A 12,954-nucleotide genomic window follows, 5' to 3' on the forward strand; every position below is an offset into this window, starting at 1 on the left:
AGCGAGAGCCGTCCCGCTGAACCCGACAAAAACCCTGGGTAGGGCGACGTTTCCCTATGCCGCAGGCTATTTACAGCTATTTTTATTTGCATTCACCACACCTCAACCCATACACCCCACATCCATCTTGGCGAGACCATAGCTGACTCGATTAAGAACTGCTGTAAGTTTGATGATAGCCAGCTATTTCAGCCACCATCCCTGGAATATTAGTTGGCAGACCTTCGATTACCAACCCGTCGAGCAATTACCAGATTTGCCACAATTCCAATTGCCAGTAGTGTTCACCCTTAGATAGAATGTGATATAGTCAGAAACGCTATGGCGAGCGTAGCCAAGTGGTTAAGGCAGCGGATTGTGGTTCCGCCACTCGGGGGTTCGAGTCCCCTCGTTCGCCCTTCTTATGGTTTCACTGCAAGAAGAGGGAGTTTCATCTCAGAAACTCTCTCTTTTTGTTGGCATCAATGAGTGTGATCGGCGCTCTGTATTTGCTCAACATCTGTATCCGCTCAGCAAGAGACAACCGTTCATCAAACCAGAGGTCTGGTACTGCTGCAAGCGGTGGTTCAGGCCACAAGAAAACTGGCAGCGGTTAAATCGCCCGCACTGATATTGGACAAAACGGCCAGGGGCTTGAACCCGCCTGCAATATCCCCATTCGCATCAATGCGGACGACAGCGCCCTCGCTCACCTGTGCCACGCGGATATACGCCGCAAACCGATTTGAGTCACCGTACTCTGGTTTGTTGAAAATCGTCGTCAGGTCGATCAGGTCTTGACCGATCTGGAAGTCGGCAATGATGTCTCTACCGTGGTTAGGGTTGCCATAGAGAAAGCGATCGCGCCCTAACCCGCCTCGCAGCAGATCTGCGCCTTCTGCACCAGTCAGGTCATCCCGACCGCCGCCACCCACCAGCGTGTCTGCTTGCTCGCCACCCAGCAAAACATCATTCCCTGCATTACCCTGAAGAAAATCGCTGCCTCCCCGGCCACTGAGGCGATCGTTGCCGCTGAAGCCCACCAGCCGATCGTCCTCCAGCGTCCCGATGCGAGTCACATCGTCTGTAATGCCAGAAATAACGCTACTGCGAAACGCATTGGCAAAGAGGCTATGGCTGCGTGCGGTGGGATGCACCTCATCCCAAAAGAAGAACTGGTTGGGGTCGGCAGCCGGATCGGCAGGAGTCAGGCCATTCAAGAAGGGGGAAGTTGTATTAGAAAAGCCAAACGCAGAAGGGTCTTGAGCAATGCTTTCACCCAGAGAAAACAGATCGGTCAAAATTACATTGGTACCCGGAAATGTGGCCTCTAGTTGAGTCAGTGTAGACTCCAGAGCGGCGTTAAACGTGGTGCTCAAAACAGTTAAAGGTTGCAACAGTCCCGCTTCAAGACTACGAGGCGTTCGCCCCAGGTTAGGGGTTTTAGCAACCACAATGTTTCTGGCTCCAGCCTGTGCCAGGGTTGATACTACAGTGGCAATGTTATTCACAGCCGCATTCACAGCTGCACCTGGGTCGGTTGGCTGGTTCAAAAAGTCATTACCGCCTGCCCAGATAAAGTACAAATCCTCTGCCCCGGCTCCCAACTCAGCGGCCTGACTGGTGAACCGATCAAGCTGATCGAGTAAGCCGCCAGGTTTTAACAGTGGATTATCAAGGTTGTTGGTGCGATCGGTTCTGGCTCCACCAACGGCAAAATTAGTACGATCGGACAGGGGCAACCCCAGTTGTGCGGCCAGTCGTTCAACCGCCAGCGGCCCATTGGAAAAACGTCCATCAAAGTAAGGCGGACTGGGAGGAACTAGACCAATCGTCGCTGCGAAAAGGTTTCCAGTATCAACCAGACTGTCTCCAAAGGCAAACAGTTCAGCCATAGGCTGGGAGGTCAGACTATCACCATTAGTCGTTTGCATCAGCGTGATTCTCAATCTTGATGTTGTAACTGGTTTGTCGTCACAATCAACGGTGTCATTCACAGGCCATGTCCTACCCAACGGTGACGGATTAGACCCGTCTATTGCCGCGACTTGAACTCCACCTTAAAACCCAATGAATGCCGCATCTCATCAACGTTTCGTGACGTTTGAACAGTGTTGCAGAAGAAAGAATAGATGATATCTATCTAAAGCAAGGTGCTATTTAGTATCAATTAAAATTGGAAACCGATGGGAAACAAGCGATCGCCCCAGCATTGGCCTCACGTTTTACCAGCCGCAGATTTTAAACTGCAAAAATGATGCCATCCCCTTACAACGGATGGCATCGCTAATGTTGAAATGACTCATCTAGCCCTTAGTCATACACAAAGGGCTTAAATCTAGCGCTAACCCAATTGTTGATCACACTCGCCTATGTCAACTACACAGATCAGGCTAATCAAATGGTGGTCAGAACAGCGGCTCCATGACCAACCCGTGTAAGCAGAGCCAATTTCTAACGATTCGGTACCCTGCCACTATCGGCTTACGAGTCCTTTAACAGTTGTGGGGTTACTTGAGAAGGCTAAAGACATACCACAACCCAGTCTCAATTCTTTAGCGGCAGGTGATAGGTAAGTGCTAAGAGCTTTCGGTTAGAAAAGAAATGTTGAGCAATATCCTACCGAATCAGGGTTGATAGACCCAATCTGGCAACAGGAAACCTTTGCTAGTGAGTTCAAAGAGTTCCCTCAACACCTGCGCCTTGCTTCAGCGCTTTTAAACCAGCGGGTTCAACCAACGAGTCTAATAGCAACGTGCTATCAAGTTTAGTAGCGAGAGCGGCGACGACGCTGTTTTTGTCTGGCGATCGCCTTGCGCTTCCGCTTTTCAATGGGTGTTTCAAACTGGCGATTTTTTCGCATATCTGGAAAGATACCAGCCTGGGACACTTTCCGCTTGAATCGCCGCAACGCTGACTCAATTCCTTCATTTTCGCCAAGAATTACTTGGGTCATCCTGTTTCCTCATAAGTGGACTCAACTTAAGCTGAATAACGGTGAATTATTCAGCAAGCCATCAGTAAAAAGGGTAGACATAGTGTCTACCCTTTCTACCGCAGACTTAACTCTTTGGGGTTCAAGCTCTAGTAGCGTCGGGAACCACCGCCACCGCCACCGCCACCTCTGTTGCCCCAGCTTCCACCGCCGGAGGAACCTCTTTCCTCACGGGGCTTAGCCTTGTTAACCCGCAGATCGCGCCCCATCCATTCGGCACCATCTAAGGCTTCAATCGCAGCCGCTTCTTCGGCTTCTGATCCCATCTCGACAAAGGCAAATCCACGGGGGCGACCGGTTTCTCTGTCTGTAGGCAACTGCGCCCGCTTAACCGTTCCGTACTCTGAAAAGACTTGGGTAAGGTCATCCTGTGTGACCTCAAAAGATAAGTTACCGACGTAAATTGACATGGAATATCTCCAGAATCAGCGAGTGTAGAGAGTTAGATTCGGAGAAACGCTTAAAAAACGCATTACACAACCGAATAAACCTTACATAGAGACACTAGCACAGGATTCACCGCACTAGAGAAGAACTACATAAAGACTTAAAGACTTGAACTCGATTCAATTCTTGCTTGTATGAAGCATCAGAAGATATTTTTTTCTTCTCCCTTCAGTGTAGTCTGTTATGACCGATCGCGGGGGAGCAATTTCTAATACAATGCCCGTAATCAGTACCGACCACCTTTGTGGGTTGTTTGAAAAGCTGCAAATGGCTACTTTTAATCCTTTTAGCGCAGTCTCTCACCAGCCTGGTTGGCTAATCAATCTGCTGTTGCAGGTTGGATTGAACACTACAACACTTATGCATTCATCCAGGTTTTGTTGGGATGTGCTAGCGTCAGGCCAACCAAGGCAAAAATTCACCTTTTTGAGAGCTTTGGCAGGCAACCCGCTCAGCATCCCTTACTCACCATATAGCTTGGCGTAATATTGCTGATAGGTCGGTGACAGTAATGGTATCCACCAATGTGGATGGTCTAAGTACCACTGTATGGTCTGACGCAACCCGCTCTCTAGCGTGTAGGCTGGCGACCATCCTACCTGGGTTTTGAGTTTGTTGGAGTCGGTGGCATAGCGGCGATCGTGCCCTGGGCGATCGCGAACAAACGTAATGAGCTGTTGACACGGGGCAACAGAGAGAGTTGGAGCCAGTTCGTTCATGAGGTCACAGATCTGATAAACCAGGTCGATATTTTTCACCTCATGGTTGCTGCCAATGTTGTAGGTCTGTCCCGGTTGCCCCCGGTGAATTAACGCATCAAGAGCGCTGCAATGGTCGCTCACGTGCAGCCAGTCTCGAACTTGTTGACCATCACCATAAATGGGCAGCGGCTTCCCCAACAAAATGTTGACGCACAACAGCGGAATTAGCTTTTCAGGAAAATGATACGGGCCATAGTTATTGGAACTGTGCCCAATCAACGTGGGCAGGTGATAGGTATGGTGATAGGCACGCACCAGATGGTCGCCGCCCGCCTTCGACGCGGAATAAGGACTGTTGGGAGCGTAAGGCGTTGACTCTGTAAACGGCGGATCGGTTGGTTCTAAACTGCCGTAGACCTCATCTGTTGAAACGTGCAAGAAGCGATCGCCTGCGGGTTGGCCGCGCCGTTGCCAATGATGCCGAAACGCTTCCAGCAGGGTGAATGTACCAACAACATTGGTTTGAACAAAGGCATCCGGTTCGAGAATAGAACGATCGACATGGGACTCCGCCGCAAAATGGGCAATGGTATCAATCGATTCTGTATTTAGAAGCCGATTCAGCAGCGGGCGATCGCTAATATTGCCATGCACAAACCGAATTCGAGCCTGTTGCTCTAGCCCTGCCAAGTTGTTGCGGTTGCCCGCATAGGTTAGGGCATCCAGCACGACCAGCCGATCTTGAGGGTAGCGATCGCACCAGTAATGAACAAAATTAGAGCCAATAAACCCAGCTCCCCCGGTCACTAACAACCGACGGGGTGGGCGATCGGTTGTGCCCAATGCAGAGTGTACCGTGTCGGTTAATGGCATAGTTCAATCTGGCAGTCATCTCCAATCATGAAGCGCATGGCCTTTGGGCGTGGCGGTGCCGAGCAAATGTAAGCCCGTTGACCAATTACACTATCAATAATGCGCTGGTGAATATGAATCACCGTTGCTCCCTGTAAAACAACACTGTACTCCAGGTCAACATCAATGAGCGTTACCTGATTCCCAATGCTGCTGTAGGGGCCGACATAGCAGTTTTCTAACCGACAGTTTTCGCCAATTACCACCGGACCTCGGATAGTACAGTTTGTGACCTGAGTGCCAGCCCCAATCCCCACCCGGCCAATGATGCGGCTTTGCTTATCCACATCTCCCAGGTTTTGCGGATGGAGGCGATCGTCCAAAACAATGCGGTTGGCCTCCAGCAAGTCATCTTTTTTACCCGTATCAATCCACCATCCAGCCAGATGCCGTGCTTCCACAGCTTTGCCTGCATCAATTAAGGCTTGAATTGCTTCGGTAATCTCTAGTTCTCCCCTGGCCGATGGGCGCAGAGTAGCGATGGCTGCATGGACTGCGGCAGAGAAGCAGTAAATGCCCACCAGCGCTAAGTTAGAGGGCGGCACGGCTGGCTTTTCCACAAACCGAATTAAGCGGCCTTCTGCATCTAAGTCGGCTACACCATAGGCGGATGGGTTGGCGATCGGAGCCAGTAGGGTGAGCGCATCAAATTGGTTAACGGTAAACTCGTCTAAAACGAGACGCAAATCGGCCTCAATTAAGTTGTCTCCAAGATATAGAAGAAAAGGCGATTCACCCAAAAACGGTTGAGCCGTTTTAACAGCGTGCGCTAACCCATCGGGGTTGGCTTGTAACAGGTAAGTAATTGTGACACCAAAGCGATCGCCATTGCCCGTTTTGGCTTCAATTTCTTCGCCTGTTTCTGGATTAATAATAATACCAATGTCGGTAATTCCGGCGGCGGCGATCGCTTCAATGCCGTACCAAAGAATGGGTTGGTTGGCGATCGGCACCAACTGTTTCGCCCCCGTGTAGGTGAGCGGTCGCAGCCGTTTCCCTTTTCCACCCGAAAGAATGAGTGCTTTCATAAACGTCAGGGTTTGCCAACAGAAAGATTAGTAACGGTGGATTCCCATCAAGCAAGCTTCAGCCAAGATAAGCTAACTGGTTGCCATATCTGGGGCACTTCCGAGCCGTTGCTGGTTTTGAAGTCCCCGATTAGAGGATTCAGGAAAGGGTTCGAACGGTACTCAGGATGTTTCAAATAATCTCTTAAAAATAGGCATTAATTAATCTTCAATCCACACTATCTTTTTCAGGAAAAAACGCAAATTAATTTGCATTTTTGGTCAACTTTAATTGTCTGCTATGCTGAAACATTCTCGAATTTAGCCGGGAACCGCAAATTTACGGAATTAGGAATGGAACATTGGAAGACAAAGGGGAATCCATCTCTGTAGAACTCGATCAGTGTGTGCGTTTGTCCTTTGCTACGGCTTTACACCCACAACCCTTTTAAAAAGTTTGTGTAAAACGTATGGATGAGTAAGGGATTTCTCTGAAGAGATATAGGTATACGCAGCACAATTGAGTAGGGTGCCTGTCGCAGCGATTCTCCTCATCATGCATTAGAACTGGACGTTATGCTTTATCAAGGCTTAGCCAAATTCCACAGACAACTGAAGCAGCCCATTGCCGGATTGACGTTACTCAGCTTAGTTGCGATCGCATCCCCACCTATTGCTGCTGCTCAGACACCGATTCAAATTACCCCAACGGCTCCAGCATCCGGTCAAGCGCAGGTACCTAATTCTTACATCCTGGGAGCTGGCGATCGCATTCGCATTGATGTCTTTCGCGTGGAGCAGTTTAGCGGCGAAAATGAAGTCCTGATTGACGGCACCCTTAACCTGCCGCAAATTGGTGCGGTCCAGGTTGAAGGACTCACCCTGGAACAAGCGGCCAATGCTATCTCCTCTCGTTATTCCCGCTTACTCCGTCGTCCGCTGGTTACAGTGAGCTTGCTGGCTCCGCGTCCTCTAGAGATTGGTATTGCCGGGGAAGTAGAGCGTCCCGGTTCCTATGCGGTTCCGGTACAAAACGCCCAGTTTCCAACGCTAACCCAGGTGCTACAAGCCGCCGGAGGAATTAGACTATCGGCCAACCTGCGCCAGGTTCAAGTTCGACGAATGCAAGGGCAAGGTGCCGAGCAAGTCCTGACGGTGAATCTCTGGCAGCTCATTCAAACGGGCGATCCACGGTATGACCTGGTGTTGCGTGACGGAGATAACATCTTTATCCCAACCGCCGAAACCATCAGCTTAGAAGAAACCAGCCAGATTGCTGCCGCCAGTTTCTTTGCCAGCTTCAACCAACCCATTAATGTAGCCGTTGTTGGCGAAGTCTTTCGACCTGGACCATATACCCTGACTGGTGGCACTCCCAGAACCGGAGAAGCAGGCGTGCCAGGCAGCGGGCAGAGCGGTGGCAACCTATCCACCGTTACCCAGGCGATTCAACGGGCGGGCGGCATTAAACCGCTAGCCGACATTCGCAACATTCAAATTCGTCGCCCGACCCGCACCGGAACCGAGCAAGTCATCAACATCAACCTGCAAGAGTTGATTGCCTCAGGTGATTTGCGGCAAGACATCATTTTGCAGGAGGGAGATACAATTAGCGTGCCGCTAGCCGCAGACATCACCCCAGAAGAAGCCACTCAGATTGCTTCGGCCAGTTTCTCTCCCGATACCATCCGAGTGAACGTGGTGGGCGAGGTAGACAGTCCTGGAATTATTGAAGTTCCGCCTAACACTCCGTTGAATCAAGCGTTGTTGGCCGCAGGAGGCTTCAACACACGGGCGCGACGGGGAGAAGTGAATCTGGTTCGGCTCAACCCAAACGGTACGGTATCCGAACGTGAGGTTCCTGTTGACTTTGCTCAGGGCATCAATGAAGAATCCAATCCAATCCTGCGAAATAACGATGTGCTGGTGGTTGGCCGTTCGGGTATCGCAGCGACATCCGATACGCTAGACACCGTTTTACGTCCGCTCGGCAGTTTCTTCAGTATCTTGAGCCTTCCATTCCGAATCTTCGGACTGTTTGATTGAAGCGATCGCTGACGGTTGCTTCACGTGTTTTAATGTCGGTTGAATCAGGGTCACGTCAAGGTTACATCAAAGCGAAACACGCTTGTATACACAGCATCTATCATCGGCTACGACTTTAACCCGTTACTGCTCTTAGAGCACCAGTCAACCAAGTTGTTGGGGATCAAAATGAAGGCTGGACAGCAATCTCAAGTAATGCCGCCGACTCGAATGATTCAGTTTGATGAGGGCGAAGAAGGGGGACTAGATTTAGGTCAGGCGTTATCTGCACTGCGCCGCAGGGTTTTACTCATTGCGGGAGTCACGACGGTTGTTGCGGCAGCAGCGGGCTTCAAAGCGATGACCGACCGCCCCGTTTATCAGGCCAACTTTGAAATTTTGACTCAGCCCGTTACCGCAGAGTCTCAAGTGCTTTCGTCTATTCCTGAAAGTTTGAGCGGCAGCAACGGCCAAACCAGAACGGTTTTAGATGATGCTGAAACTAAAGTTAGGGTGCTAAAAAGCCCAAAAGTGATCAATCCGGTGATTGAAAGCTTGGAGGCTGAGTATCCCAATGTCAACTATGGGACGATCGCCAGCAATCTAACCGTTGAATCGGATGGGCAAAATATTCTAACCATCAGCTACCAAAGCGGTGATCCAGAGATGGTGAGAGCGGTGCTGATGCAACTGTCTGAGGCGTATCTAAACTACAGTTTAGATGAGCGGCAAGCTGATGTGCGACAGGGCATTAGCTTTGTGGAAGAACAGCTTCCGGGGCTGCAACAACGAGTGAGAACGCTGGAAGATCAGCTGCAAAACTTTCGGCAGCAGTTTAGTTTGATTGATCCTGAAACCCAGGGACAGCAGATCTCTGACCAATTAACAGGCTTCTCGGAACAGCAGCTAACGACGCAGGTTGAATTGCGGCAAGCACAGGCGCTCTATGCTGATTTGCAACGTCAGATTTCGTCGCAATTTAGTGACACGACTGAATCGGCTGCCTCCAGTGCCTTGAGTGATAATGCTCGTTATCAGCAGCTACTCAGCCAGTTGCTTGAAATTGATAGCCAGATTGCCCAAGAGTCCGCTATCTTTTTTGACACCTCTCCCAACATTGATGTGCTGCGCGAGCAGCGGCAAAACTTGTTGCCTCTACTAACGCGGGAAGCACAGCGTGTTCAGGAAGAAGTAGCTGGCCGCATCCGAGAGTTGCAGGCACGCGATCGCGCCCTGGATGATGCTGTTGGTTCGCTCGACACCAAACTGCGGCTTTTCCCCGGTTATGCGCGTCAGTTTGCCAGCATCCAGCGCGATTTGCAGATTGCCACCGCTAACCTGAATCAGTTTTTGGAAAAGCGAGAAGCGTTGAGAATTGATGCGGCTCAGCGAGAAACACCCTGGCAACTGTTGTCTCCGCCCTCTAGCCCTAAGCCGTCGGCGGCCAGTGTCAAGCGCAATGTCGCCTTGGGAAGTATGCTTGGCTTGTTGCTAGGCATGGGAGCAGCTCTGATGGTTGACCGCCTCAGCAATGTGGTTCACACGTCCAAAGAACTCAAAGACATTACCCGCTTGCCGTTGCTTGGCATTGTTCCATTCCGTGAGGAACTCCGAGAAGCAGCCGACGCAATTGATGCATCGGATTGGGTGCAGCAGGCGAACCAACATCTGGGAGCGTCTTCCAATGGGCGAGGCTCGTATCGGATTACGCCATTCTTTGAATCGTTCCGATCGCTGTTTGCCAACATTCGCCTGTTGGGGTCGGATACAGCCATTCGCTCAATTGTGGTCAGTTCTGCGATCGCCAGTGAAGGTAAATCAACCGTTTCCTTAAACCTGGCACAAGCGGCAGCCGCTATGGGGCAGCGAGTTTTGCTGGTGGATGCTGATATGCGTCGTCCGCAAATCCACGATCGCCTGGGGTTGATGAACATTCAGGGCTTAACCAACGTTATCTCCAGCGACCTCGATTTCTACACAGATTGTTTGCTAAACGCTATTCAGCAATCGCCCATTGAAGACAATTTGTTTGTTCTGACGGCGGGACATATTCCACCCGACCCCACCCGTCTGCTGTCGTCCAACCGGATGCAAGCACTGATGGGGCAATTGCAAGATGCCTTTGATTTGGTGATTTATGATGCGCCTCCTATCCTGGGATTTGCAGACGTATTCTTGATGGCGGGACATGCTGATGGCACGCTGTTTGTCAGTGGGTTGGGCAAAATCAAGCGGCCTCTGCTGGAGCAAGCGCTGGAGGAACTGAGAGTGGCAGGTACTCCTATTTTGGGTGCAGTGGCGAATGGTGCCAGGGGGCATGTGGTCACCAGTCTGTACGGCAATTACCAGCGGTATTACGTTCAGGATGTGCCGAATGAAAGCGAGACAGTGAGCAATCCGGCAGATGAGAACGGCGATCGCGCCATTCCCTTCCTCACCTTCTTAAAGAAGGGTAAGAGAGTTTAGCAGAAGTCGCTTCAATCCCTGTTTTAATACGCTCTATTGCTACTGTTTACGTCTTTGAGCCGTAACGATGTCTCGAACCTGGCATCATTACGGCTCAGTTATTGGAGCCGTTCCTTCGGGCGTTGCCGAATACAGGTACGCATTTGGGATATTGCAATGAAGCCCGCTACAGCAGACAGTTGAATACCCATTTATACTTCACAGCAATATCCGATACAAACTAAGTGGTTTGTATCGGACAAAGACCAACGTCATCATGGAATACAGTTCAAGTGCCTGGTTAAAAAACGTCTACATCTTGCAGACATTTTTAGCGTTGTCGAATCGAGGTATTCGGCTCAGGATTAGTTGAGCGGAACAAAGGGCGAATAGCCTTCGCCCTCTACTCCTCAGAGCTTGCTTTGACGAAGCTCAACGGGAACTGCGCCTCCAGCCGTGAGCTTGAACGACAACTGTTACACCAGAACTGAGGTCATTCAGGGGTTAATGCAGAACATTCGATACAGTTCAAACAATCTCTGACGGTCATCTCAAAAACATGGTGGTCAGGAGTTCAGAGTAATTCTGTCCGAACTGTGTTTTTTGAATGAGGGTTGAAACCAGTTGCTTTTGCCCATAAGTGACCAGAATGGATATGAATGCAATTCCTAAAAAGGTAGCCACAAAATAGTCATCCATTCCAGGTAAGCGATACGAAGCCAGATCGAGATAATACAAGAAAAAAACGTGCCAGAGATAAATCCACAGAGAGGATTGGCTAACGAAGACTACAAAGTTGGTCAAGATACCACTGGCGTTTTTCAGCTTGCGAATCAGCAGGCTCAGCAGCATACAAGCAAAAATGCCGTACGACAAATAAAATAACCGGGGTGGATATTTGTATGCCTGGGTTAAAACAATCTCTCCGTTGCGGAGACTATAGCCAATGAGCAGGCTAGAAAACAGCGCAAATGTAACCAATAAAATGGCTACAGTCGATCGCTTATTCAACTGGGGCAACATCATTCCCAGGCCAAAGAGACAGCCATAGGGAATCACGTACATCAACACCTTTTCGTGAATTAAGCTGCCAATGATAGGGATATTGACATCTCCCAATACGGTCAGGATGGCTTCATAGCACAGGTAAATGAACAGCAATGTGAGCAAAAACCGCTTTGGAGTCTCCACTGCTCTGTACAGTTTGAGCAACAGGGGTGAAGCGATCGCAATCAAAACAAATACTCGAATAATCCAAAAGTATTTGATGCCGCCCACCAGAAGAAAGGTCTGCAATATGGTTGATAGAGAGGGTGTGGTGTTCTCTATCCAAACTGAATGGACAATGAAGGTTGACAGAAAGAAAATCGTCAAGAAGCACCATACGGGTAGTATTAACCGAGGTATTCGTTTTTGAATGTACGTGAAAAATAGATAGGTCTTGTTTTGAGCAGTGCAATAAAACAGAGCCCCCGAAACAAGAACCATGAGAGGAACATCAAAATTTCGCAATTGAGCAATATAGGCTGGAGGCTCGGCATGAGCCAGGATAATGCAGAAGAGGCCAATTGCTTTAAGAATGTCAAACCTTACATCCCGTTGGCTCTTGCTGCTTTGAACCAGTATGGCCTGTGTCATGGTTTCTCTCCATTCAGGAAATTAACGAACATGAAATAACGCAGTGATGAAATGCGATCGCTACCATTACCGATACCGTCAGGTTCAGTTTTTAGAAAATTAGGATGAGACTGCCAAAGATGGAGCAGCACGTTAGCGTTAATTGAAACCGCAGTTGCAGCCAATGTTTCGGTGTTGCTGCTTTGATGTACAAGTGTCTATAAAGGCATGGGATTGCCCCTATAGCAGGAATGAACGCACCGCTTCATCGCGTCGTGCAGCAACGCCAATTTTCGTTCAATATTTCGATCGCTGAGCTTTCTGTATAGATGCTGGAGGTAGATAGAGAAAGTCAGGTTCTATAACGTGCAACTGGCTTTAGCCAGGGTTTGCTGCGGATCTGCTTTGCATCCGTGCGTACCGCGGGGTAAGAGCCCCAGGTGGTTGCACACCCATTGAACAGCCCAATACTCGCTGATCCAGTCAGATGTAGCAATGTCGATCTAAGCTGTAAATTCGATTCAATGCTGCTGTATGGGGCTATACAGGCATGGCAAAATCATTCGGTCTTTTCTGGAACCGATGCATGTTCCAGTTTGCGTTGCTACCAGAGTAAACTTATTTAGAACTACTAGAACTCTCGCGTTTGCTTGAGTTAATTAACTCTACTGTAAACCGTTTATCTCAAATATAGTAGTACCCTAGAGGGCAATTTAAGGGGATATTTGAAAAGCGCTGATTGTAACGCGAATCGCCTCCAAAATTCTCCAGGATTGGGAGATTTAGGGAGCAAATACAGCCCATTTGATACTTTTAAACTACCCTC

At 49.6% G+C, this 12,954-nt stretch carries 8 protein-coding genes and 1 tRNA gene; 3 read left to right on the forward strand and 6 right to left on the reverse strand.

Annotated elements, in window-relative coordinates; translation table 11 throughout:
* Positions 1-324 precede the first annotated feature (324 nt).
* Positions 325-397: transfer RNA gene (locus IQ268_RS09630), tRNA-His, on the forward strand.
* A gap of 169 nt (positions 398-566) precedes the next feature.
* Here the strand turns inward: IQ268_RS09630 and IQ268_RS09635 are convergent.
* The 5 genes from IQ268_RS09635 to IQ268_RS09655 all read right to left on the reverse strand — a co-directional run bounded on the left by IQ268_RS09635 (position 567) and on the right by IQ268_RS09655 (position 6,062).
* Positions 567-1,913 (reverse strand): SGNH/GDSL hydrolase family protein, encoded by a 1,347-nt coding sequence (locus IQ268_RS09635; protein ID WP_193877883.1) that lies wholly within the window; start codon positions 1,911-1,913, stop codon positions 567-569.
* A gap of 833 nt (positions 1,914-2,746) precedes the next feature.
* A complete protein-coding gene (gene rpsU, locus IQ268_RS09640) occupies positions 2,747-2,935 on the reverse strand; it encodes a 30S ribosomal protein S21 (protein WP_193877885.1) in 189 nt (62 codons plus the stop codon).
* A 128-nt stretch (positions 2,936-3,063) separates the two neighbouring features.
* Positions 3,064-3,384, reverse strand: coding sequence for an RNA-binding protein (locus IQ268_RS09645; RefSeq protein WP_193877887.1), 321 nt, complete (start codon positions 3,382-3,384; stop codon positions 3,064-3,066).
* 498 nt (positions 3,385-3,882) lie between these two features.
* Positions 3,883-4,995 carry a dTDP-glucose 4,6-dehydratase gene (gene rfbB, locus IQ268_RS09650; RefSeq protein ID WP_193877889.1) on the reverse strand — a complete coding sequence of 371 codons (1,113 nt, stop codon included), beginning with the start codon at positions 4,993-4,995 and terminating at the stop codon, positions 3,883-3,885.
* A complete protein-coding gene (locus IQ268_RS09655) occupies positions 4,986-6,062 on the reverse strand; it encodes a glucose-1-phosphate thymidylyltransferase (RefSeq protein ID WP_193877890.1) in 1,077 nt (358 codons plus the stop codon). Before IQ268_RS09655 ends, rfbB begins: the two co-directional genes overlap by 10 nt.
* A 555-nt stretch (positions 6,063-6,617) precedes the next feature.
* Between IQ268_RS09655 and IQ268_RS09660 the strand changes: the two genes are divergently transcribed.
* On the forward strand, positions 6,618-8,087 hold the full coding sequence (locus IQ268_RS09660; RefSeq protein ID WP_193877892.1) for an SLBB domain-containing protein: 1,470 nt from the start codon (positions 6,618-6,620) through the stop codon (positions 8,085-8,087).
* Between the two features lie 168 nt (positions 8,088-8,255).
* Positions 8,256-10,532 (forward strand): polysaccharide biosynthesis tyrosine autokinase, encoded by a 2,277-nt coding sequence (locus IQ268_RS09665; RefSeq protein ID WP_193877894.1) that lies wholly within the window; start codon positions 8,256-8,258, stop codon positions 10,530-10,532.
* Between the two features lie 525 nt (positions 10,533-11,057).
* Here IQ268_RS09665 and IQ268_RS09670 read toward each other — a convergent pair.
* Positions 11,058-12,149, reverse strand: a complete 1,092-nt coding sequence (locus IQ268_RS09670) for an acyltransferase (RefSeq protein WP_193877896.1) — start codon at positions 12,147-12,149, stop codon at positions 11,058-11,060.
* Between the last annotated feature and the right edge of the window lie 805 nt (positions 12,150-12,954).

Origin of the sequence: Oculatella sp. LEGE 06141 (assembly GCF_015207605.1) — a bacterium.
GTDB lineage: Bacteria > Cyanobacteriota > Cyanobacteriia > Elainellales > Elainellaceae > Oculatella.